This window comes from Variovorax paradoxus NBRC 15149 (assembly GCF_001591365.1).
GTDB classification, from domain to species: Bacteria; Pseudomonadota; Gammaproteobacteria; order Burkholderiales; family Burkholderiaceae_C; genus Variovorax; species Variovorax paradoxus.
The window spans coordinates 2,918,507-2,942,005 of the sequence record NZ_BCUT01000001.1 but is presented as its reverse complement, the minus strand read 5'-3'; the positions used below and the strand labels follow the sequence as shown (position 1 = coordinate 2,942,005).

Below are 23,499 nucleotides of genomic sequence, written 5' to 3'. Positions count from 1 at the left end.
CCAGCCCTCTCCCCAAGGGGAGAGGGAGCAAGACCGAACAGAAAGACAAAGGGTACGGACATGACCGACCACTACGACGCCCTCGAAATCCGCGACCCCGCCGAGCGCGAGCGCGACCTGCTCGCCGCGCTGCCGAAGCACATCGCGCAGGCCCAGACCGCCGCGCCCGCGTTCGCCAAGATCCTCGATGGCGTGAAGCCCGCCGACATCACCACGCGCGAGGCGCTCGCCAAGCTGCCCGTCACGCGCAAGGCCGAACTGCTCGAATTGCAGAAGCAGCGCCGCGCCGACGATCCCTTCGGCGGCTTTTCCGCCATCGGCCGCGGTGCCCGCATGCCGCGCGTTTTCGCGAGCCCCGGCACCATCTACGAGCCCGAGGGCGAGGCGCGCGACTACTGGCGCACGGCGCGCGCGCTGCATGCCGCGGGTTTTCGCGGCGGCGAGCTCATCCACAACAGCTTCAGCTACCACATGACGCCCGCCGGCTCCATCATGGAAAGCGGCGCGCGCGCGCTGGGCTGCACCGTGTTCGCGGGCGGCACCGGCCAGACCGAGCAGCAGCTCGAAGCCATGGCCGACCTGAAGCCCGAAGGCTATGCGGGCACGCCGAGCTTCCTCAAGATTCTGCTGGAAAAGGCCGAGGAAAAAGGCCTGAAGCTGCCCTCGCTCACCAAGGCGCTGGTGTCGGGCGAAGCCTTTCCGCCGAGCCTGCACGACTGGATCGCCGCGCATGGCGTGCAGGGCACCCAGTGCTACGCCACCGCCGACCTGGGCCTGGTCGCCTACGAGACCAGCGCGCGCGAAGGCCTGGTGCTCGATGAAGGCGTGCTGGTCGAGATCGTGCGGCCCGGCACCGGCGACCCGGTGCCCGACGGCGAGGTCGGCGAGATCGTCGTGACCACCTTCAACCCCGACTATCCGCTGGTGCGCTTTGGCACCGGCGATCTTTCCGCCGTGCTCGCGGGCACCTGCCCCACCGGCCGCACCAACAAGCGCATCAAGGGCTGGCTCGGCCGCGCCGACCAGACCACCAAGGTGCGCGGCATGTTCGTGCACCCCTCGCAGGTGGCGGAGATCGCGCGCCGCTTTCCGGAAGTGCAGCGCGCGCGCCTCGTGGTCTCGGGCGAGATGGGCGACGACCAGATGACCTTCAGGCTCGAATGCGCAGCCGGTACGCCGGCCGGGCTCGATGCGCGCATTGCCGATGCGGTGCGCGAGGTGACCAAGCTGCGCGGCACCATCGAGCTGGTGGCGCCGGGCACGCTGCCGAACGACGGCAAGGTGATCGAGGACGCGCGCAGCTACAAGTAGCGGCGGTCCCGGGCAGGCGCCGCGCGCGCTTCACCGCCCCATGCTCAATGGATCGCAGCCTCGTGCGCGAGCTCGAACATCGTCGTCATCTCGCGGATGAACGCGGGCAGGTCGCCGGGCCTGCGGCTCGTCACCAGGCCGCTGTCGACCACCACCTCCTTGTCGACCCACTTTGCGCCGGCGTTGTGCAGGTCGGCGCGCAGCGAAGGCCACGAGGTCATCCTGCGCCCCTGCACGCCGCCGGCATCGATGAGCGTCCAGGGCCCGTGGCAGATGGCCGCGATGGGCCTGCCCGACTCGACGAAGGCACGCACGAAGGCCACGGCCTTCTGGTTGATGCGCAGCGCGTCGGGGTTGGCGACGCCGCCGGGCAGCAGCAGCGCGTCGAAGTCGTCGGCATCGGCGTTCTTGAGCGGCACGTCGACCTCGAAGGTGCCGGCGGGCTCGAGCTGCTTCCAGGCGCGCACGCTGCCGTCGAGCGGCGAAACGATCTGCGTCTGTGCGCCGGCCAGCTCAAGCGCCTTGCGCGGCTCGGTCATCTCGGCCTGCTCGAAGCCGTCCGCCACGAGGATGGCAACCTTCATTCCGTCCAGTGAAGAAGAAGAGATGGTGGTGGGCATGGGTGAGTCACTCCTTGAAGGTGGTTCTTTTGATGGCAACGACACTTCACCCTAGGGCCCGCGCCCGCGGCGCGCATCGGCGCGCGCCGGGTCCGCCTGTCGGACGGTTCGACGGGCGGCAACCTTCTTTTACGGCGTGCCGCTGCTATTTGCGGCAGCTGGCCGGCAGCGCCTTGTCCTGGAGGCCGTCGCCGGCCACGCAGTTCCACGCGATGCCGTCCTCGGTGGCCGAGGGCTCCATGCGCAGCGTGCCCTTGGCCTTTGGAAGCACCGCCTCGACCACCATGGTGTCGGGGTCGAGCGTCAGCTCCGAGCCGCCTGGCAGGGTTTCGGGTGCGCCGGCCGCAGCCAGGGAATCGGGAATCTCTTCCTTCTGCTTGTAGTAGCTGCCGAGCGCTTCGCGCACCGGTGCGGCTTCGGACCAGGCCTGCGAAACGGCCGCGCGCGACTCGTATTGCTGATAGGCCGGCAGCGCCACCGCGGCCAGCACGCCGATGATGGCCACCACCACCAGAAGCGCCAGCGCGCCGCCGCCGGCTCGGCCGGCGTACGGCACGAAGACCGCGAGCAGGTAGGCCACCGGATTGCGGCTCGGCAGCTTCGCGCCCGGATCGATGGCGCGCGCCACGCGCTTGGTGAGCCAGGGGTAGCCGGCGATCAGTTCATGGAACGAGGCCCAGAAGCCGCTGTTGCCCACCGACTGGTCGGCGTAGCGCTGCAGGTCGACGTGGCGCCACTGCTGCGCGCCGGCGGCCAGCGCCACGAGCGCGCGGGGCGCGGAGTCGGTCTGCGTGCAGCAGGCGGCGCCATGCAGGTCGCAGGTGTATTCCTGGGCCCGCGAATAGGCGGCGCCGAGCAGCGGCAGCCACAGCACCGGGGCGCGCCAGATGTGGCCCGTGAGATGGCCGCGCCGGATATGGCCGAGCTCGTGGCCGATGTAGAAGTTGATGCCGTCGGGCTGGGCTTCCATGGCGTCGACCACGTCGGACAGCAGCACCACGAAGTTGCGGCCGAAGAAGCGCGTGGCAAAGGCATTGAAGATGCCGTCGCCGTGCAGCAGGTAGGCCTCGGGCGGGTTCTGGATGCCCAGATGGCCGCAGCAGGCCAGGAACCGCGCATGCAGTTCCGGCAGCTGGGTGGGGGAGAGCTTCACGGCCGTGCCCTTGATCCAGGCGATGACGGCCGATTGCGCGAACACGTAGGCGATGAAGCCGAGCAGCACATAGACGAGCGCGATGCCCAGGGTGCCCAGGACCAGCAGCGCCCAGACCAGCAGGCCAAGCCCGAGCGTGATGTTGCCGAGCCAGCGCTCGCGCGGATAGACCCATGGATCCATTGGAATTTCCTCCTCGATGCGGCCCGAAGGCCTGCGGTGTTGTGGTTTTTCTTCGCGCCCCTCCAGGCGCGGCTTGCGAGCCGCATCATGCCCCAGGAAGGGGCGCATCTCGGCCCACCCCTAAGGGCTATTCGCTATTCGTCAGGTCATGGTCAGCCTTTATGATCGCGGCCATTTTTGAATTTCACCAACCGAGAGACACTCATGAAGAAACTGCTTGCACTCACGGCATTCGCCGCTGCTGCCGCCGGCGCCCATGCCCAGGATTTCCCCGCAGGCAAGACCGTCACGCTGGTGGTGCCTTTCTCCGCCGGCGGCCCGACCGACCGCGTGGCCCGCGACCTGGCCGAAGCCCTGCAAAAGACCCTGGGCACGACGATCGTGGTGGACAACACCGCGGGCGCCGGCAGCTCCATCGGTACCGCCAAGGTGGCCCGCGCGGCGCCGGACGGCTACACGCTGCTGCTCAACCACATCGGCATGTCGACGATGCCTGCGCTCTACCGCAAGCTGCCGTTCAACGTGGAGAACGACTTCGAATACCTGGGCATGGTCAATGAAGTGCCGATGACGCTCATCGGCAAGCCGACGCTGCCGGCCAACAACTACAAGGAGCTCACGGCCTGGATCGCGGCCAACAAGGGCAAGATCAACCTCGGCAATGCCGGCCTGGGCGCCGCCTCGCACCTGTGCGGCCTCTTGTTCCAGAGCGCGCTCAAGGTCGAGATGACGCCGGTTCCCTACAAGGGCACCGCGCCGGCCATCGCCGACCTGCTGGGCGGCCAGATCGACCTCCTGTGCGACCAGACCACCAACACCACCTCGCAGATCGAGGCCAAGAAGGTCAAGGCCTACGCCGTGACCACCAGCAAGCGCCTGACCACGCCGGCCCTGAAGGACCTGCCGACGCTCGCCGAATCGGGCCTGAAGGACTTCGAGGTTTCGATCTGGCACGGCGTGTACGCGCCCAAGGGCACGCCGGCACCGGTGCTGAAGAAGCTCAACGAAGCCATCAAGGCCGCCATGAAGGACCCGGGCTTCATCAAGCGCGAGGAAGCGCTGGGCGCGGTGATCACCACCGACAAGCGCACCGAGCCGGCCGAGCACAAGAAGTTCGTCTCGGCGGAAATTGCCAAGTGGGGCCCGATCATCAAGGCCGCCGGCGTGTACGCCGACTGATTTCCCCCGCGCTCAAAAAAAGAGCCGCCGGCCCTCGGGACCGGCGGCTTTTTTCATGGCGTGACAGCAGAAAAAATCAGGGCAGCGTGACCGTCCACACCTCGAAGTTCTTGCGCACGTCGACCTGGCGCGTGGTGCGGGCCGTGAAGCCGAAGGTGCTGATCGAGGAGCCCTGGGCGTACTGCCAGCTGCTGTTGCCGGCCGGCACGCAGTGCGTGTCGCTCGCGCCCACCGGCTGGCAATAGACCATGGCCTTGCGCGCGGTGCTGCGCACGGTGACGGTTTCGCTGAAGCGCGCGCCGCCGGCGCCCGGCGCCCTGCCGAAGACGCTGAACGAGGTGGGCGCGAGCGCACCGGCCGGAACCGTCCAGCCGTCGAGGCCGCCGTCGGCGCTGAAGTCGACGTTGTTGGGCTCCGAAGGCGTGGGTGCCGCAAAGACGATGCCGCGCGGGCTGCCCAGGCTTTCCGCGAGCACTTCCGCACGCAGCGCGGGCGTGAGTTCCACCATGGGCGTCTGCACGGCTTCCGCGATGGTGGGCACGCGGGAGAAGGTGCGCACGTACTGCACCACGTTCGGCGTCGCGCCGTCGGCGTGGAAGAACTCGAGCTTCCACACCGACTGGTCGGCGATCTTGCCAAGCTCCTCGTCGGTGTACGCCGGCGTGGCAAAGAGGTTGGCGTTGTCGAAATCGCTCGGGCTGCCGGGCTGGGCCGGGTCCAGGTAGCGTGCGGACATGCGCCATACCGCCGAATTCAGGGCCGAACCGGCCGTGCCGTCCGGCGTGAGCACCAGCGTGTTGAGGCCGGCCTTGGGCACCAGCACCAGTTCCTTGCCGGGCAGCGATGCGGTGGTTGCCACCACCTTCGACAGCACCGGGTTGCCATTGCCGTCGCGCACGTTGTCGACCGAAACCGCGTAGCCGACCGAATGGAACACCAGGTTCTGGTGCTTCAGGTAGTCCTTCTTGTCGAGCTGGGGACGCACGAAGGCGCGGTAGGTGTTGCCGTTGCCGGTGAGCTTCAGCGCACCGTCCACGATCTTCGCGTTGAAGACGTCGTTGTCGGTGTTGCCCAGGACGTCGGTCCAGCGGTAGGTGAGAGCGATGTCGCCGTTCTTGTGGAAGTATTCGAAGTTGCCGCGGTCGTGCTTCAGGTTGGTGGGGCCGGAGCGGAACAGGCTTTCGAACGAGCGGCGCGCACCGCTGCTCACGCGGCCGATGGGCGCGCCGGCCGCCACGAAGCTGGCCGGATCGTCGTTCACGAACAGCGTGCGGCAGGCCGGCGCCACCACGTTGGCGGCGCTGCCGTAGGCATTGCCGTCGGCCTCGATGGGGCTGTCGACGCGCTGTGCGAGCGGCAGCGCATAGCAGGCGTTGATGCGATCGAGCAGCGCCTGCACCATGGCCGGCGTGGGCGGCTGCACCAGCGTTGCGGCATCGATGGCGGGCAGCTTTGCAATGGTGGCGTCGCCGCTGCGAAAGACGATGGACACCGGCGGGCTGTCGTCGCCGGCGGGCAGCGCCTTCACCGTGATCTCGATGTTGGATGCCGTGCCGTCGGGGCGCACCGACACGTTGAGCGCGTCGAGCACGCGGTCCTGGCCGGTGCCGTTGGCCTGGAACTCGCCGCTCATCGGGTCGATGCTCGCGTCGAGTGCGCTCAGCAGCGGCTGCAGCGCAGCCAGCAGCTTGGACACCTGGTCGCCGATCGACCCTGCCGTGACGGCGCCGGCGTCGGCCTGGATCGCGGCGGCCAGCTTGGCCGGATCGCCGTTGGGCGCGAGCTGCGCCACCACGATGGTGGTCAGCGGCGTCACGTTGGTGGTGCCGGTGGCGGTGCTGGCGGTGGTGCTGTAGAGGGTGAGGTCGTCGCGCACGGCCTGGATCACCAGCGGCGCCTTGGTGCCGGCGGGCAGCGAGCAGCTGTAGCTGCCTTCGGCCGTGGTGGTCACTTCGCAGACCTTGGCGCCGGTCTGGTCGAACACCGTGAGCACCGCGCCGGCCAGGGCTGCGCCGGTGGCGACGGTGCCGCTCAAGGTGGTGCCGGCCGCCGCGGGCGGGTCGCCGCCGTTCGAGGCCGGCGGGATGAAGCCGAACCCGCCGCCGCCACCACCACCACCTCCACCTCCTCCGCCGCACGCGCCAAGCAGCGCCAGGGTGACAACGGACAGCGCATGGGGAATCTTGCGGGTGAGAGAGGGCATCGGTGGGCTCTTCGAAAAGGTTTGAAAGCCCCGGACCATCCGGGGCCTGCAAACAATAGCTTTCACTTTTCCAAAAAAAATGATGCAAATGCATCATTCTTGAAATCCGCCGGCGGGCCGCAGGATGGAATCACCTGAACATGGGATGCGCGCTGCGCGGGCGCGATGGAAAACTTCGGCGATGACCCGGCCTGCCGCCCTGCACGACTTCAGCGAGCTGCTGCTGCGGCTCTACCGGCTCTCGCACGAGCTGCCGATCGATGCCTTCCAGGATGCCGCGCTCGATCTCATCAAGCCGGTGCTGGCCTTCGACTCGTCGATGTGGGGCACCGCCACCCGCACCGACAGCGGCATCGACATCCACACCATCCACCTGCACAACCAGCCAGCGGAAATGCTGGCGGCCTATGAAGAGGTGAAGCACCTCGACACCGCCGCGGTGGAAGTGGGCAAGCGGCCGAAGTCGACGCTCTCGTTCAATGCCAATGCCTGGTTCCACCGCAAGGACCAGGCGCAGCTGCGCGCATATGGCGAGCGCTTCGAGCAGTCCAACTTCTTCATCAGCTCGGACGTGCACCCGCAGACGAATTTCGTGCACTGGCTCAGCCTGTTCCGCTCGGACCCCGATGCGCACGGCACCGAAGACGAACGGCAGCTGCTCGCGAGCCTCGCGCCGCACGTGATGCAGGCGCTGGCGCTCAACCGCATCGTGCACCTCGACCGGCTCGAGACCGGTGGCCAGGCGCCCGGCGGCTCCGCCATCGGCGACCTGCGCGGCGTGCTCTATCACGCCGACGGCCCCTTCGAGGCGACGATGAAGGCCGAGTGGCCGTCCTGGCACGGGCGGACCCTGCCCGATGCGCTGCTCAAGCACTTCCTCGGCGGCCATGCGCGCTACAGCGGCCGGGCGGTCGTGGTCACGCACCACGTGGAGCAGCGGTTGCTGTTCCTCAAGAGCCGCATGCGCTGCCTGGCCGACAGCCTGACGCCGCGCGAGCACACCATTGCCGAGCTGCTGGCCCGCGGCGACACGCACAAGGACATCGCGGCCATGCTGAACCGCTCGCCCGCCACCGTGCGAAACCACATCCAGTCGATCTACGACAAGCTGCAGGTGGGCAACGTGGCGGGCCTGATCCAGGAGCTGCGGCTCGCGGGCTGACCGGCCCGCGCCGCTTGCAGCCCCGCGGCCTCACTTCGGCCGGATCGCGTCGGCCGTGCCCTGGATGAAGGCCTTGATGCTCTCGATGTCCTCGCCCGAGAGCTTGCCCGTGAAGTCGGGCATGCCGCGCGCCATGGCCGGGCCCTTGAGGATGAACTTGTCGAGGTTCTCGATGTAGGCCGCATCCATGTAGCCGAGGTTCGGGATGTTGCCGCCGCGGTCCACGCCCGGCACGCCGTGGCAGAACACGCAGTTGCTCACATAGAGCATGGTGCCGGCCTGGACCTTGGCGGGGTCGTACTTCACGCCCTGCACCAGCTTGTCCATGCGGTACTGCACGAACTCGGGCATCTTCGCGCTGCCGCCCACGGCAAAGGTGTAGACCGTGCCCGGACCCTGCCGCTCGGTGGCGCGCTGCGCGAGGCCGTACACGCCGCCCCAGCCCACCGCGACCGACACGTACTGCTTGCCATCGACCATGTAGGTGGTGGGCGCGGCCACCACGCCGGTGCCGGTGGCCGTTTCCCAGAGCTTCTCGCCGGTCTTCGCGTTGTAGGCCACCAGGCGGCCGTCGGCCGTGCCCTGGAACACCAGGTTGCCGGCGGTGGTGAGCGTGCCGCCGTTCCAGGGCGAGACGTAGTCCACGCCCCAGGCCTCCTTCTGCGCCACCGGGTCCCAGGCGACGAGGCGGCCGAAGGGCTTGCTCTTGGGCGGCTCGGCGTTGGCGAACATGGCGGTGTTCCAGCCGAGCGCGGCGTGCGGCCGGCCCGGTGCGTTCTGGTCGAACTTCCAGTCCTTGTCGTCCATCAGGTTGATCGGGATGTTCTGCGCCGGCAGGTAGGCCAGGCCGGTCTGCGGGTTGAACGACATCGGGTGCCAGTTGTGCGCACCGAAGGGGCCGGGAATGCTGTCGCCGGGCTTGTCGTTCTGGCGCGCGGCCGCGATCTCGATGGGGCGGCCGTTCTTGTCGTAGCCCGTGGCCCAGTTCACGTCGACGAAATTCTTCGCCGAGATGAACTTGCCGTTGGTGCGGTCGATGACGAAGAAGAAGCCGTTCTTCGGCGCATGCAGCAGCACCTTGCGCGCCTTGCCGCCGAGCGTGACGTTGGCCAGGATCATCGACTGGGTGGAGGTGTAGTCCCAGTTGTCGCCGGGCGTCTCCTGGTAGTGCCACACGTACTTGCCGGTGTCGGGGTTCAGGGCCACCACCGAGCCCAGGTAGAGGTTGTCGCCGCCCTTGGGGCTGCGCTTCTTGTGCGCCCAGGGCGAGCCGTTGCCGGTGCCCACGTACATCAGGTTGAGCTCGGGGTCGAAGGCGAAGCTGTCCCATGCGGTGCCGCCGCCGCCGGCCTCCCAGTACTTGCCCGAAGGGTCCCAGGTCTTGGCGGCGCGCGCCATCGATTCGTCCTCGAAGGGCTTGGCCGGGTCGCCCGGCACCACGAACCAGCGCCACTTCTGCTCGCCGGTCTTCGCGTCGTAGGCCGTGACATAGCCGCGCACGCCGTACTCGGCGCCGCCGTTGCCGATGATGACCTTGCCCTTGAAGACGCGCGGCGCGCCGGTGATGGTGTAGCTGCCCTTTTGCCCCTCGATGGTGTTCTTCTCCCAGACCTTCTGCCCGGTGGCCGCGTCGAGCGCGATCAGCCGTCCGTCGAAGGCGCCGACGTAGACCTTGCCCTCGTGCAGCGCCACGCCGCGGTTCACCACGTCGCAGCAGCCCCTGAAGCCCTTGGACTTGTCGACCTGCGGATCGAAGCTCCAGAGCTTCTGCCCGGTGCGCGTGTCGATGGCATGCACCACGCTCCACGACGCGGTCACGTACATGACGCCGTCCACCACCAGCGGCGTGGCCTCGACGCCGCGCGTGGACTCGAGGTTGTAGGACCAGGCCAGCCCCAGCTGCTTCACGTTGCCGGCATTCACCTGGTCGAGCTTGCTGAAGCGCGACTCGGCGTAGTCCAGGCCGTAGCTCGGCCAGTCGGGCGTCTTCTTCTGGGCCGCATTGGCGCGAACGAAGTCGCCGTTCACCTGCTTGGCGGCCGAGGCCTGCGCCGCGGCGGGCGAGCTGCCCAGGCACAGCAATGCACCGGCGAGCGCAAGCCAACCGGAGTGGATCTTTTTCATCGTGGGTCTCCTTTGTGGCGCAAGGATCGGTTGTGCCGCGCTCGCGTTCACCTTCGGGATTTCCCCAGTCCGGCGCTGTTCCATTGCGGAACACATTCGACGGGGGCAGCGATCTCCCCTTCCTTCCTGATCCCCCCATTTCGAGGAGCGGCGAACAGCATGGCTTTCGAACGGCTGGGCACGGCAACCGCGCCGCGCCAACTTTTTTCCAGCACGCCGGCGCAGCGCGTGGCGCTCGCGCGGCAGCAGTTCTTCGAGGAAGGCGTGCGGCCATCGGGCCTGGTCGGCGAGGCGGTGATCCAGTCGTGGCTGCGCTGCACCCGCAACCACAGCGACCGGCAGCGCATCGTGCCTTTCGATGCGGTCACGCCGAGCCGCCTGCACGCCACGCTGGCGCGCAACCGCGAGCTGCTCGAGGTGGCGCGGCAGGAACTCGCGAGCATGGAAAGCGCGCTCGCGGGCACCGACTGCCGCGTGATCCTGACCGACGGCGAAGGCGTGGTGGTGCACGTCACGCACCAGCCGGCCGCCGCGCACCAGCCGGTGCTGCGCAAGACCGCGCGCGTGGGCGTGAACATTTCCGAGCGCATCGTCGGCACCACCGCGCCGGGCATCGTGGCGACCACCGGGCTGGCCTGCACGGTCGACGGCGCGGAGCACTACTTCGACGTGCTGTCGCAGATGCAGTGCGCCGCGGCGCCGATCCGCGACGTGGCGGGCCGGCTCGCGGGCGTGCTCGACATCACGATGGAGGCGCGGCGCTTCGGCTTCGATGCGGCCTCGATGGTGGCGCTCTACGCCACGACCATCGAGAACCGCCTGCTGCAGGCGCAGTCGCGCGACCACCTGATCCTGCGTTTCCAGGCCAGCCCCACGCTGCTGGGCACGCCGATGGAAGCGCTGGCCGGCGTGGCGCCCGACGGCACCATCGCCTGGCTCAACGGTGCCGGCGCGCGGCTGATCGGCCGCCTGCCCGAAGAGGCCTGCGAGCGGGATGTCGAATCGATGCTGGGCCACGACCTCGCGAGCCTGCTGCGGCTCGAAAGGCGCGAAGCCGCGCAGCCGCTGCGCCTGGCGAGCGGCCTGGGCGTGTGGGTGCAGGCGCGCCTGAAGGCTGCGGATGGCGTGGACTTCAGGCATGCGGTGGCGATGCCCGGCGACGCCGGCGCGGTGTTGTCCGCCGAGCCCGCGGCGGCGGCCCAGCCGTTGGAGGCGCACGAGCACACGCCAGCCATCGCCTCCCACCACGTGCCGGTGGAAGCGCTGCAGGGCGAAACGCTGCGCGAGCACAGCCGCAAGCTGATCGAGGACACGCTGGCGGCGCAGGGCGGCAACGTCTCGCAGGCGGCGCGGCAGCTGGGCGTGTCGCGCGGCACGCTGTACCGGCGGCTGCGCGGCTGGCGCGAAGAGGACAAGGTCGCGCCGGACTGAAGGTTCAGCGCCTGGGCAGCGCGTAGGCGATCACGTGGTCGCCGGTGCGCGTGCCCAGCGAGCCGTGGCCGCCCGCGGCCACCACCACGTACTGGCGCCCGTCGCTGCCGCGGTAGCTCATCGGCGTGGCCTGTCCGCCCGCGGGCAGGCGGCTGCGCCAGAGCTCCTTGCCGCTGGCCACGTCGTAGGCGCGCAGGTAGTAGTCGAGCGTGCCCGAGAGAAAGGCCACGCCGCCGGCCGTCATCATCGGCCCGCCGAGGCTGGGCACGCCCATCGCAAAGGGCAGCGGCAGCGGCGAGCTGTCGCGCACGGTGCCGTTCTTGTGCTTCCACACCACGCGGCCGGTGCGCAGGTCGGCCCCGGCCACATGGCCCCAGGGCGGCGCCTGGCACGGCAGGCCGAACACCGAGGTGAAGGCGCTCAGCTGCACCGCGAACGGCGCGCCGAAGTTCTCGTTGAGCGCGGGCAGGCTGTCGTTGGGCCGGTCCTTGCCCTGCACGTAGAGCGAGGTGTCGTCGGCGCGCGGAATGAGCCTGGACACGAAGGCCAGCGAGGCCGGCGTGGTGAACGCCATCTGCCGCACCGGGTCGACCGCCACGCCGCCCCAGTTGAAGACGCCGAAGTTGCCGGGGTAGATCAGCGAGCCCTCGGTCGACGGCGGCGTGTAGCGGCCTTCGTAGCGCAGCCGGTGAAAGGCGATGCGGCAGGCCAGCTGGTCGAACACGGTGCCGCCCCACATGTCGGCCGGCGTGAGCGCGGGCGGATCGAAGGACAGCTCCGACACCGGCTGCGTGAGCGAGGTGTGGTCGCCCGCGGCCGGCCCCTGCGGCGCGGGCCGTTCATGAACCTTGGTCAGGGGCTTGCCGTCGCGCCGGTCGAGCACGAACAGCTCGCCCTGCTTGGTCGGCTGCACGAGCGCGGGCACCGTCTCGCTGCCGATGCGCAGGTCGACGAGGCTGGGCTGCGAGGGTACGTCGTAGTCCCAGAGGTCGTGGTGCACGGTCTGGAAGCTCCAGCGCACGCGGCCGGTGGCCAGGTCCAGCGCCACCACCGAGGACGAATAGCGCTCGGCCCCTTCGGTGCGCTTGCCGCCCCACTGGTCGGGCGGCTGGTTGCCGGTGGGCACGTAGACCAGCCCGAGCGCCTCGTCCACGCTGGAGATCGACCAGCTGTTCGGCGAGTTGGCCGTGTAGCTGCGGTCGGCCGCGATGGGTGCGGTGTCGTCCGGGTTGCCCGAATCCCAGTTCCACACCAGCGCGCCGGTGTCGATGTCGAAGGCCCGGATCACGCCCGAGGTCTCCTTGGTCGAGACGTTGTCCAGCACCGTGCCGCCCACGATGACGAGCGAGCGCGTCACCACCACGGGGGAGGTCGAGTAATACGAGCCGGGCTTCACGTTGGGCATGTTCTTCCAGAGGTCGATCTGGCCCGTGCCGCCGCCAAAGCGCATGCAGGGCTTGCCGCTCCCGGGGTCGAGCGCGATGACGCGGCCGTCGGCCGTGGGCATGAAAAGCTTGGCGTCGCAGTCGCCGCCGGCCGCGGGTGGCGATGAAGCAGCAGCCGCTGCGGGCGCGGGCCGCACCGCGCTGCCCGGATCGTAGGACAGGCCGCGGCAGGTCAGGTGCTGCAAGGCCAGCGGGCGCCGGATCTCGGGCGTGTAGCGCCAGAGCTGCTGGCCGGTGGTCGCGTTCAGCGCCACCACCGACTGGTGCGGCGTGCAAAGAAAAAGCCGCTCGCCGATCTTCAGCGGCGTGACCTCGAAGGTCGTCTCCTCGGGGTCGCCGCTCTGGCCGCGCACGTCGCCGGTGCGGAAGTGCCATGCCTCCTGCAGCTCGCCGACGTTGGCCGGCGTGATCTGGTCGAGCGCCGAATAGCGCTGGCCCATGCCGTTGCCGCCGTAGGCCGTCCAGTCGTCCTTCGGCGGGGCCGGTGCGGCATTGCCCGATGCCGCGGCGGGTGCCGCGGCCGCCGGCATGGTGCCTTCGATGCGCGTTGCATCGCGCGTCCACGAGAACACCGCGGCGGCCAGGAAGGCCAGCAGCACCACGCCGAGGAAGCCGCGCGCGGGCGCCACGCCCGCGGCGCTGCGGCGCGCGAGCGCACGCGCCACCCAGGGCGTGAGCAGGAACAGGCCGAGTACGAAGAACACGTCGCCGCGCGCTGCCAGCGGCCACCAGTCGAAGCCCACTTCCCACAGGGCCCACACCAGCGTGAACGCCACCACGGCCGCATAGGCCCAGAGGCCCGCGCCGCTGCCGCGCGGCAGCAGCACCGCGCAGGCGATGAGCCCGAGCCCTGCCACCAGGTAGTACCACGAGCCGCCGAGCACGACGAGCCATGCGCCTGCCGCCCCCAGCCCCAGGCCTGCAAGGCCGATGACGGCGGCAGTGATGTTGAGCAGCGCGGAAGAAGGCGCACGGACGCGCGCGGGGGCATCGGGCATGGCATGGGCTCCAAGGTTTTTGATCGAACCTAGGCCAAGGCCGCGGCGATGCGCGTAGGCGGTTTGCGCATGTCGCCGTGCATCACCGGAGGCGCGGCCGCTTGCCGCCCGTCTTCTTAAACAGAAGGTATTCGGTATTCGTCGTTGCGCGCGGCGCGGGCCCGGCGCGTGCGCGCATCGGGCTGCAGCGGCCGGAGGTATTCGTGCAGCGCCAGCGCGGCGGCACCCACGGCGGGTGCAAGCGCAAGGTAGCGCGCGATGCGCAGGTCGGGCGCGGGCATGCCGGCCGCATCGGCATGGCGCCCGACCCACTCGAAGGCCGCCTGCGCGAGGCCGAGATGGCCGGTGCAGGACTTGCCGCCGAGCACGATGGCGCGCGGATCGAAGGTGACCCACAGGTTCTGCAGCAGCACGCCGAAGAAGGCCGCCGCATGCGCCATGCCGGGCGCCTCGCGCTCGAGCGCGCGCGAGCCGAAGAAGGCCTCGGCGCAGCCGCGCCGCCCGCACGAGCACAGCGGCCCATCGAGCTGCAGGATGGTGTGGCCGATCTCGCCCGCCATGCCTTGCGCGCCCGTGAAGAGGCGGTCGTTCAGCACCACGCCGGCGCCCACGCCCACGTCGCAGCTCACGAAGATCAGCGGGTCCGCGCTTTCGCCGCCGGAGAACTCGTACTCGCCGAGCGCGGCGGCATCGGCGTCGTTCTGCAGCTGCACCGTGACACCCGGCAGCCCGGCCGCGGCAAAGGCTTCTTCCAGCGCGGGCAGCAGGCTCACGTTGCGCCAGCCGAGGTTGGGCGCAAAGCGGACCATGCCGGTGCAGTCGTCCACCGCGCCGGGCACGCAGACGCCGATGCTCGACAGCCGCAGCCCCAGTGCGTTGAGCTGCCCGTGCGCCGCCGCGGCCATGCGCGCGACCTGCGCACAGGCGCCGGCCGGTGCGCTGTCGGCCAGCGCCTGCGTGTCGGCATGCAGCACCTCACCCTGCAGCGAGACGCACACCAGGCGCACCGTCTCGACCGCGATCTCGACACCCATCAGCGCGCGCACGCCGACGTTGATCCGCAGCGGCGTGGAAGGCCGCCCCAGGCCATCGGCAACGGTGGTGCCGGCTTCGCTGAGCCAGCCCTCGTCGAGCAGTTCGCGCACCAGCAGGCTCACGGTCGACTTGGTGAGGCCGCTCTCGCTCGCGAGCCGTGCGCGCGACAGGCCCGGGCGCGCGCGCAGGAGCCGCAGCAGCACGCTGCGGTTCATGCGCTTGAGCAGCTGCTGGTCGCCGATGGTCACGGGGCCACCCTGCCTTCGTTCACCTGTGGGCCTGCTCTTTTCCTTCGGGGCGCTTGCCGGCGATGATCATGCCGAGCACTTCGTCTTCGGTGACGTCCGCGGTGCGGTAGGTGCCCACGAGCCTGCCGTTCTTCATGACCGCGACGCGGTCGCTCAGCGAGAACACGTCGGGCATGTCGTGCGTGATCAGGAAGATGCCGACGCCGTCGGCCTTGAGCTGCTTCACGAGCCCGCCGACCATCGCGGTTTCCTCGGGCCCGAGCGCGGCGCAGGGCTCGTCCATGATCAGGATGCGCGCGTTGAAGTACAGCGCGCGCGAGATCGCCACCACCTGCCGCTGCCCGCCCGAGAGGCGGCGCACCGGAATGCGGATGTTGGTGAAGTTCTTGTTCAGGCGCTGGAACACCTTGCGCGCCTGCACTTCCATGAAGTGGTCGTCGAGCGTGTTCCAGCGCGTCATCTTCTCGCGGCCGAGAAAGAGGTTCGATACGGAGTCGAGGTTGTCGGCCAGCGCGAGGGTCTGGTAGATGGTCTCGATGCCGAGCGCCTGCGCCTCGGCGGGCGTGCGGATGTGGACCTTCTCGCCCGCGATCAGCGTGTCGCCCGAATCGACCGGGTAGGCGCCCGCGAGCATCTTCATGAGCGTGGACTTGCCCGCGCCGTTGTGGCCGAGCACGGCCACCACTTCGCCGGGATGGAGGTTGATGCTCACGCCGTCCACGGCCTTCACGCCGCCGAAGGCCTTGCGGATCTCCTTCAGTTCGACCAGGGGGTGCGAGGTGTCGACCGTGGTCATTTGAATTCCTTTTGCGGTGCGGCGCTTTTTGCGTGCGGGGCTCCGATGTTCAGGGCGCGTGCCCAGGCCACCGGGTACTCCCCTCCGCGAATGTCCCCCGCCTTCGGCTCCTCCTTGATTTCGCTGCGGGGAGCACCCGATGCCCTGTGCACAGAGCACGCTCGTGGTGTACCGCCGATCAACGACTGCTCTGTCCAACGCACTTTCATCTCTAGTTCTCCCCGAACTTGCGCCGGTACAGCACGTCGAACACCACCGCCACGATCAGCACCTGCCCGATGATCACCATGCGCTTGCCGATCGGCACGTCGAGCAGCAGCATGCCGCTGTCGAGCGACTGCATGATGAGCGCGCCCAGCACCGAGCCGAAGATCGAGCCGGTGCCGCCCGCGAGCGCCGTGCCGCCGATCACGGCCGCCGCGATCACGTACAGCTCCATGCCGGTGCCGAGCGAGTTGGTGCCCGCATTGAGCCGCGCGATCGACACAATGGCCGCCACCGTCACCAGCACCGCGAGCAGCGCGAACAGCATCAGCGTGACGCGCTTGACCGGAATGCCCACCAGCGCCGCCGCATCGGGGTTGCCGCCCATCGCGAACACATAGCGGCCGAAGCGCGTGCGGTGCACGATGAACGACAGCACGATCGCCACCACGGCCCAGATCAGCACCGGGATCGGCAGGCCCTGCGGCGCGTCCTTCGAGGCGATCTGGTAGTTGTTCATGACCGCCGCGAAGACGAACACCACGGCCGCCGGCACCGCCGTGAGAAGCAGCTCCAGCCACAGCGGCTCGTTGGGCATCCCGTGGTGCGCGCGAGCGCGGCGCTTCTGCAGCATGCGCGCGAACAGCACCAGCGCCACGAAGGCCGCGAGCACCCAGGTCATGGTGGTGCCGATGCCGCCGTCGTAGCCGCCGCCCAGGCGCTGGAAGAATTCGTCGTTCACGGGCTGCGTCTTGCCGTCGGCCACCAGGAAGGCCGCGCCGCGGAACGACATCAGCCCGCCGAGCGTGACCACGAACGAGGGCACGCCCAGCATCGCCGTGAGCCAGCCCTGGTAGATCGACACCAGCAGCGCCACCGCGAGCCCCGCGAGGCAGGCCGCGGGCCACGACCAGCCCGAGGTGTATTGCAGGTAGGCGATCAGCACGCCGACAAAGCCCATGACCGAGCCGACCGACAGGTCGATGTGGCGCGCCACGATCACCAGCACCATCACCGTCGACACGATGCCCACCACCGCCGTCTGCTGCGCCACGTTGTAGAGGTTCTCGGGCGACAGGAACACGCCGCCCGACATCACGTTGAAGACCACCCCCATGGCGATCAGCAGCACGCTCATCAGCAGGAGCCGCAGGTCGACGCCCGTGCGCCGCCACCAGCCTGGCGTTGGATTGCTCATTTTTCAGGTCCTCTCGAAGGAACAACAGGTGCGCGGCGGCGGTCCGGACAGGCCCGTGGGCCCGCCGGACGCGGCAGTGCGGCGCGGATCGGCGGCGCTTCTTCTTGCTGCTACTTGCAGGCCGCGGGTGCGCTGGCGGCCGGGACGCCCTTGCAGAGCTCGTCCTTCTTGATCCAGCCGGCCTTCACGACCACGTCGAGGTTGTCGCGCGTGATCGGCACCGGCGTGAGCAGGCGCGACGACAGCGAGATCTTCTTCGGCCCGGAATTCCAGGGCGCGGCCTTCTCGACCGGCTTGCCCTGCGACAGCGCGATGGCCGCGCTGGCGGCCTCGCGGCCGAGTTCGCGCGAGTCCTTGAAGATGGTCGCGGTCTGCGTGCCCAGCGCAATGCGGTTGAGCGCCGCAAAGTCGGCGTCCTGCCCCGACACCGGAATGCCGCGCAGGCCCTTGGCCGTGAGCGCGGCCACCGCGCCGCCGGCCGTGCCGTCGTTGGCCGCCACCACCGCGTCGACCTTGTTGGCGTTCTTGGTGAGGATCTGCTCCATGTTCTTCTGCGCCACCTCGGGCTTCCAGCCTTCGGTGTATTCGTCGCCGACGATCTTGATGTCGCCCTTCTTCACCGCCGCGTCCAGCACCTCCTGCTGGCCCGCGCGCAGGAAGTCGGCGTTCGGGTCGCTCGGCGAGCCCTTGATGATCACGTAGTTGCCCTTGGGCTTGACCTTGAAGACCTCGCGCGCCTCCATGCGGCCGACCTCGACGTTGTCGAAGGTGATGTAGAAGACGCCGGGCGCCTCGATCAGCCGGTCGTACGCCACCACGGGCACCTTCTGGCGCGTGGCCTTGGTGACGGCCGGAAGGATCGCGTCCTTGTCCATGGCCAGCACGATGAGCGCCTTGGCGCCCTTCGACATCAGCCCCTCGATGTCGCCCAGCTGCTTCTCGGGCGAGCCGCCCGCGTCCGCGCTGATGTACTTGGCGCCGAGCTTCTCGAGCTGCGCCTTGATCGCCGCCTCGTCGGTCTTCCAGCGCTCTTCCTGGAAGTTGGACCAGCTCACGCCGACCACGGTCTGGGCCACTGCGCCCACGGCAGAAAGGCCGAAGGCCATGGCGGCCAGGGTGTGCTTGAGTTGCATGGATGTCTCTCCTTGGAAGGGTGTGCCTGGCGAAGAACGCCGTGTAAGAAATTAGTTAGTTTGAAGGGCGAACTAACTATCCCATCGCGGCCGCGCGCTGGGCACCCGGGAATTCCCGGGGGAATGCGCTTGGCCTGCGGGCGCGTCGAGCATCGAGAAGATCGATGCTCAGCAAGAAAATATATCGTTTTCGGTTATGAGGCGCGCTGCTTAAAGTCCGGGCCATCCTGAACTCACAGACCGATGGCCGCCATGAATGCATCCCCCACGAGAATTCCGTTCCACCTGGCTTTCCCCGTCCGCGACATTGCCGAGGCCCGCGCCTTCTACGGCGAGCTGCTCGGATGCCCCGAGGGCCGCAGCGCGCCCGAATGGGTCGACTTCGACTTCTACGGCCACCAGATCGTGGCGCACCTCGCCCCCGATGAATGCGGCCACAAGGCCAGCAGCGCGGTCGACGGGCACGACGTGCCGGTGCGCCATTTCGGCGCCATCCTCCCGATGGACCAATGGCAGGCGCTGGCCGACAAGCTGGTTGCGCGCCAGACCCGCTTCGTGATCGAGCCCTACATCCGCTTCAAGGGCGAGCCGGGCGAACAGGCGACGATGTTCTTCCTCGATCCGTCGGGCAATGCCATCGAGATGAAGTCGTTCGCGAATCTCGATTCGCTGTTCGCCGTCTGAGGGCGCCGCGTGAAGACACGACGCTTTCTTGCAGCCGCGGCTGCCGCAGCACTGCTGCTGTCCGCCGCAGGCGCCAGTGCGCAAACCGACACCTTGAAGAAGATCAGGGAGTCCGGCGCCATCACCATGGGCGTGCGCGACGCCTCGGGCGCCATGTCCTTCACGCTCGGGCCGGGGAGCTACACGGGCTTTCACGTCGAAGTCTGCGAGCGTGTCGTCGCTGACATCGGCCGGGCGTTGCAGATCGAGAAGATCCACGTGAAGTACCAGCTGGTCACGCCGCAGAATCGCATTGCCCTGGTGCAGAACGGCACCGTCGACATCGAGTGCGGCACCACGACCAACAACACGGCGCGCCAGAAAGACGTGGCGTTCGCGCCCACGCTCTACGTCGAAGGGGTTCGCATTGCCGTGAAGGCGGCCTCCGGCATCGTGTCGCCCGCGCAGCTCTCGGGCAAGGCGGTGGCCGCGACAACCGGCGCCACCTCCGTCCAGCTCCTCAGGAAGCTCAAGCGCGAGGGTGCGGGCGAGATCGCGGAAGTGCTCGCCAAGGACAACAGCGAAGGCTTCCTGCTGCTCGAATCGGGCCGGGTGGATGGCTTTGCGGCCGACGGCCAGATCCTTGCCACGCTGATCTCCAAGAGCAGGGAGCCGGCGCAGTACAGGCTGCTCGACCAGGTTCTCAGTGTCGAGCCGATCGCGATCATGCTTGCGAAGGGCGACCCCGCGTTCAAGAAGCTCGTCGACCAGAGCGTGCTGTCGCTGGCCAGGAGCGGAGAAGCCGCGCGGCTCTACGACAAGTGGTTCATGCAGCCCATTCCTCCGCACAACTCGAAGGTCGGGCTGCCGGCCAGCGCGTTGACGAAGGCCGCCTGGGCCAGTCCGAGCGACAAGCCGATGGAAGCGTACGAGGCGCGATGAATCATTGAACCTTGCATCGATTCTTGAGATGCTCGGTTCATGATCAACGAACTCAGAACCTTCATCGCCGTCTGCCGCCACGGCACCTTCGCCGCCGCGGGAGAGCGGATCGGCCTGACGCAGTCGGCGGTCAGCAGCCAGGTCAAGCGGCTCGAGGAAGCGCTGGGGTTCGCGCTGTTCGAGCGCACCGGGCGCTCCGCCACCTTGAATGCGGCCGGCCAGACGACGCTGGCGCGCGCGGAGGAGATCTGCGCGCTCTACGCCAAGCTCGGCGAGCTTCCCGATGACGCCGCGAGCGGTGGGCTGCTGCGCATCGGCGCGATTGCCTCGGCGCAGTCGACGCTGGTCGCACGGGCGCTTGCAAGGCTGCGCAAGCAGCAGCCGCTGCTGCGCGTGCATGTGTCGCCCGGCGTGTCGATGCGGCTGATGGACGAACTCGATGCAGGCACGATCGATGCCGCGGTGATCATCCGGCCGCCGTTCGGCATTCTTCCGGAGCTGGCGTGGCAGCCGCTGGTGCAGGAGCCGTACGTGCTCATCGCGCCCAGGAAACTGCCGGGAAAGGACTGGCGCGCGCTGCTCCAGGAGCAGCCCTTCCTGCGCTACGACCGCGCATCATTCGGCGGCCGCATGGTGGAAAGATTCCTCCGGCGCGAAGGCATCGCGGTCAACGATTCGATCGAACTCGACGAGATCGCCGGGCTCATCCACATGGCGTCCAAGGGGCTGGGCGTTGCGCTCGTTCCGCTGGTCGAGGCGCACCTTCCGCTGCCCGCGGGTGTTCGCATGCTCTCGCTCGGCGAGCTCACGTTCCACCGCGAGGTGGGCCTGCTGCTGCGCAAGCCGCGCGCCAGCCCGCCTGCCGCCGCGCAGTTTGCGCAGTGCCTGCGGGAAGCCGCTCAATAGACATCGCGCCGGTAGCGGCCCTCTGCCACCAGCGCGTCGCAGGCCGGCGCGCCCAGCAACTCGCGCAAGGCCAGGTCGACGCCCGGCGCCATGCCTTCGAGGCTGCCGCAGACGTAGACCACCGCACCCTCGGCCACCCATTGGCGCAGCAGGCCGGCCGCCTCGCGCAGCCGGTGCTGCACATACAGGCGCTCGGCCTGGTCGCGGGAGAACACCAGGTCGACGCGCTCGAGCGCCGCGGCCGCCTGCCACTGCGCGATCTCCTCGGCGCAGAAGGCGTCGTGCGCGGCATTCCGCTCGCCGAACACCAGCCAGTTGCGCCCGTGGCCCCGGCGCACGCGCTCGCGAAGATGCGCGCGCAGGCCGGCAAAGCCGGAGCCATTGCCGATGAAGACGCAGGGCACCTCGTCGTCGACGAGCGCGAACGCGGGATTGGGCAGCAGGCGAAGCTCGACCTGCGCATCCAGCGGCGCCCCGTCGGTCAGCCAGCCCGAGGCCACGCCCATGCCGTGCGCGTGGCGCGCCTGGCGCACCAGCAGCTGCACGCAGCCGTCGGCCGTGGTCGAGGCCACCGAATAGCGCCGCGGCGCAAGCGGCACCAGCATGTCGGCCAGTGCCTGCGCGCTGGCCGCCGGCGCGGCCGGAAGCATGCTGCGGGACAGCGCATCTTCGAGCGTGCACGCGCGGCCATCGCAGCGCACGTGCGTTCGCCCGTCGAGGCCGGCGCGGCGCAGCAGTTGTTCGACCGCGTGGCCGGACTGGCGCGGCAATAGTTCGACGAGCGCGCCCGGCGCCCAGTCGGCCGCGCCCGCATGCGCGAGCTCGACCTCGAAGAGCGGATCGCCCTGGCTGCCGGCATTGAGCAGGGTGCGCCGCACGACGCGCCAGGGCTCGAAGGGTGCCGCCTCCGCTTCGTGCGACTTCCATGCGCCGGGCTGCAGCACGCCGAAGGCTTCGGCCAACGCGTGCTGCCAGCGCGCCAGCGCACCGGCATCGCCGTTGTGCACTTCGATCATCGGGAACAGCGCCTCTGCGCCATGGCCGCGCAGGTCGCGGTCGAGCGATCGGCCGAAGCCGCAGAAGTTGGCGTAGTGCCGGTCCCCGAGCGCGAGCAGGCCGTAGTGCACATGCTGCAGGCCGGAGCCGGTCTGCAGCGCGAACTGGCGCGCAAAGGCGCGCAGGCTGTCCGGCGGATCTCCATCGCCGAAGGTGCTGGCCACCAGCAGCACCTTGCGGTAGCGCCGCAGCGCATCCACGCTCAGGCGCACCAGCGGCTGCAGCACCACCGCGACACCGGCCGACTGCAGCACCGCGGCCGTCTGCAGCGCGATGCGCTCCGCCTGGCCGGTCTGGCTTGCGAAGGCGAGCAGCACGGGCTCGGCGCCGGGCGCGTCCGGCTGCAGTACCGGACCGAGCCGCGTGCGCTCTTCGCGCACGGCCCGCTTGGTGCGCCGGCGTCCGAGGTAGAGCATCCACCCCGTGACCGCGAACAGCGCCAGGCCCAGGCTGCTGAGCAGCATCACGATGCGGCCCGGCAATCCCCAGTAGGTGCCCATGTGCATCGGATAGATGCTGTTGACCAGGCGGCCGGCCAGCGGCTTGTCGGCGTAGCGCTGGTGCCGGGAGGGCTCGCCGGTGGCGGCGTCGAGGTAGAGGCGGTTGCGTGCGCGTTCGTGCTCGGGGCGGGCACGCAGGTAGGTCACTTCCACCTGCGATGCATTGCGCGCCGGCGGGCGCAGCGTGGCCAGGCTCCAGTCGCCGCCGGTTTCATCGAGGAAGGACTGCCACACGCGCTGCAGGTCGGGCGCCGCCTGCGCCTTGGCGGGCGCGCCGCCGGCCTGCATGCCCTGCGCACGGACCACGCGCCCTTCGCCCGCAGCGTTGTCGACCATGGCGCGCACGGCGTCGAAGCCCCAGTAGATGCCCGTGAGGCTCGAGACCAGGTACACCAGCAGCGCAAGGGTGCCGGCCACCGCATGCAGGTTCCAGAGAAAGGCGCGGCCGGTCAGCGCGAAGTCCAGCTTCAGCCAGGCCCGCCACGCGAGCGGCCGGCGCGGCCAGCGCAGGTAGAGGCCCGACAGCGCAAGCACCAGCAGCCCCGCGGCCAGCGTGCCGGTGACGGGCTTGCCCGCGTCGCGCGGCAGCAGCAGCCAGCGATGCAGGTGCTCGGCGAACTCGAAGAAGGCCTCGCCCGTGGACACGGGCAGCAGCGCGCCGGTCCAGGGATCGATCAGCCGGACCTCGCCCTGGCGCTCGCCTTCGCGCGGCGCGAAGTTGACGCGCGCCGGCCGCCCGGCTTCGGCAAACACCGTGAGCGCGGCGATGCGCAGTGCCGGCTCCGCCGCCCGCACCCGCGCCGCGAGTGCCGCGGGCCGCAGCGCCGATGCACCGGCGGGGTTGGGAATGTGGCGCAGCGCGGGATTGAGCGCGTCGACGATCTCCGCGCGAAAGGAGAGCACCGCGCCGCTCAGCCCGATCACGACGAGCACGCTTCCGGCCGTGATGCCGATGAACCAGTGGATCTGGAACCAGATCCGTCTCAGGAGAGCCATGGTGGAAAAACGC

17 protein-coding genes are annotated in these 23,499 nt (G+C 69.2%); 7 read left to right on the top strand and 10 right to left on the bottom strand.

The genetic code is table 11. The features are described 5' to 3' along the window. Positions 1-60: 60 nt before the first annotated feature. Positions 61-1,311 (top strand): phenylacetate--CoA ligase family protein, encoded by a 1,251-nt coding sequence (locus tag VPA02S_RS13705; protein ID WP_018905149.1) that lies wholly within the window; start codon positions 61-63, stop codon positions 1,309-1,311. 44 nt (positions 1,312-1,355) lie between these two features. Here the strand turns inward: VPA02S_RS13705 and VPA02S_RS13700 are convergent, their stop codons facing one another. Both VPA02S_RS13700 and VPA02S_RS32300 read right to left on the bottom strand, forming a co-directional pair. Next, entirely contained in the window at positions 1,356-1,931 is a 576-nt protein-coding gene (locus VPA02S_RS13700) for a type 1 glutamine amidotransferase domain-containing protein (RefSeq protein ID WP_018905150.1), read from the bottom strand. 145 nt (positions 1,932-2,076) lie between these two features. Next, complete coding sequence (locus VPA02S_RS32300; protein WP_018905151.1) at positions 2,077-3,267, bottom strand: M48 family metalloprotease; 1,191 nt, start codon at positions 3,265-3,267, stop codon at positions 2,077-2,079. A gap of 204 nt (positions 3,268-3,471) precedes the next feature. Here VPA02S_RS32300 and VPA02S_RS13690 point away from each other — a divergent pair, with 204 nt between their 5' ends. Further along, positions 3,472-4,446, top strand: coding sequence for a tripartite tricarboxylate transporter substrate-binding protein (locus tag VPA02S_RS13690; RefSeq protein WP_018905152.1), 975 nt, complete (start codon positions 3,472-3,474; stop codon positions 4,444-4,446). 76 nt (positions 4,447-4,522) lie between these two features. Here the strand turns inward: VPA02S_RS13690 and VPA02S_RS13685 are convergent, their stop codons facing one another. Beyond that, the gene (locus tag VPA02S_RS13685) at positions 4,523-6,649 is read right to left on the bottom strand and encodes a carboxypeptidase-like regulatory domain-containing protein (RefSeq protein ID WP_062364154.1); all 2,127 of its coding nucleotides are present in this window, start codon (positions 6,647-6,649) and stop codon (positions 4,523-4,525) included. Between the two features lie 181 nt (positions 6,650-6,830). On the opposite strand from VPA02S_RS13685, the gene VPA02S_RS13680 reads away from it, so the two are divergent. Beyond that, positions 6,831-7,811: a helix-turn-helix transcriptional regulator gene (locus VPA02S_RS13680; RefSeq protein ID WP_062364152.1), complete on the top strand. Its 981-nt coding sequence runs from the start codon at positions 6,831-6,833 to the stop codon at positions 7,809-7,811. Positions 7,812-7,841: 30 nt separating this feature from the next. Here VPA02S_RS13680 and VPA02S_RS13675 read toward each other — a convergent pair whose 3' ends face one another. Further along, positions 7,842-9,935, bottom strand: coding sequence for a PQQ-dependent dehydrogenase, methanol/ethanol family (locus tag VPA02S_RS13675; protein ID WP_015867766.1), 2,094 nt, complete (start codon positions 9,933-9,935; stop codon positions 7,842-7,844). A 159-nt stretch (positions 9,936-10,094) separates the two neighbouring features. On the opposite strand from VPA02S_RS13675, the gene VPA02S_RS13670 reads away from it, so the two are divergent. Continuing rightward, entirely contained in the window at positions 10,095-11,366 is a 1,272-nt protein-coding gene (locus tag VPA02S_RS13670) for a helix-turn-helix domain-containing protein (RefSeq protein WP_062364150.1), read from the top strand. A 4-nt stretch (positions 11,367-11,370) separates the two neighbouring features. Here the strand turns inward: VPA02S_RS13670 and VPA02S_RS13665 are convergent, their stop codons facing one another. From VPA02S_RS13665 to xylF, 5 genes are all read right to left on the bottom strand, one after another. Next, on the bottom strand, positions 11,371-13,809 hold the full coding sequence (locus VPA02S_RS13665) for a membrane-bound PQQ-dependent dehydrogenase, glucose/quinate/shikimate family (protein ID WP_062364148.1): 2,439 nt from the start codon (positions 13,807-13,809) through the stop codon (positions 11,371-11,373). A 116-nt stretch (positions 13,810-13,925) separates the two neighbouring features. After that, a complete protein-coding gene (locus VPA02S_RS13660; RefSeq protein ID WP_018905158.1) occupies positions 13,926-15,092 on the bottom strand; it encodes an ROK family transcriptional regulator in 1,167 nt (388 codons plus the stop codon). A 19-nt stretch (positions 15,093-15,111) separates the two neighbouring features. Further along, on the bottom strand, positions 15,112-15,888 hold the full coding sequence (locus tag VPA02S_RS13655) for an ATP-binding cassette domain-containing protein (protein ID WP_062364146.1): 777 nt from the start codon (positions 15,886-15,888) through the stop codon (positions 15,112-15,114). Between the two features lie 211 nt (positions 15,889-16,099). Continuing rightward, on the bottom strand, positions 16,100-17,290 hold the full coding sequence (locus tag VPA02S_RS13650; RefSeq protein WP_015867771.1) for a sugar ABC transporter permease: 1,191 nt from the start codon (positions 17,288-17,290) through the stop codon (positions 16,100-16,102). A 110-nt stretch (positions 17,291-17,400) separates the two neighbouring features. After that, positions 17,401-18,423, bottom strand: coding sequence for a D-xylose ABC transporter substrate-binding protein (gene xylF / locus VPA02S_RS13645; RefSeq protein ID WP_015867772.1), 1,023 nt, complete (start codon positions 18,421-18,423; stop codon positions 17,401-17,403). A gap of 252 nt (positions 18,424-18,675) precedes the next feature. Between xylF and VPA02S_RS13640 the strand changes: the two genes are divergently transcribed. From VPA02S_RS13640 to VPA02S_RS13630, 3 genes are read left to right on the top strand one after another with little or no spacing between them, the layout of a single operon-like run. Then, positions 18,676-19,107 (top strand): VOC family protein, encoded by a 432-nt coding sequence (locus VPA02S_RS13640; RefSeq protein WP_026284081.1) that lies wholly within the window; start codon positions 18,676-18,678, stop codon positions 19,105-19,107. A 9-nt stretch (positions 19,108-19,116) separates the two neighbouring features. After that, positions 19,117-20,028 carry an amino acid ABC transporter substrate-binding protein gene (locus tag VPA02S_RS13635; RefSeq protein WP_062364143.1) on the top strand — a complete coding sequence of 304 codons (912 nt, stop codon included), beginning with the start codon at positions 19,117-19,119 and terminating at the stop codon, positions 20,026-20,028. Positions 20,029-20,067: 39 nt separating this feature from the next. Then, the gene (locus VPA02S_RS13630; protein WP_062364142.1) at positions 20,068-20,934 is read left to right on the top strand and encodes a LysR family transcriptional regulator; all 867 of its coding nucleotides are present in this window, start codon (positions 20,068-20,070) and stop codon (positions 20,932-20,934) included. Here VPA02S_RS13630 and VPA02S_RS13625 read toward each other — a convergent pair. Beyond that, positions 20,928-23,486: a PepSY domain-containing protein gene (locus VPA02S_RS13625; protein ID WP_062364140.1), complete on the bottom strand. Its 2,559-nt coding sequence runs from the start codon at positions 23,484-23,486 to the stop codon at positions 20,928-20,930. The genes VPA02S_RS13630 and VPA02S_RS13625 overlap by 7 nt on opposite strands. Between the last annotated feature and the right edge of the window lie 13 nt (positions 23,487-23,499).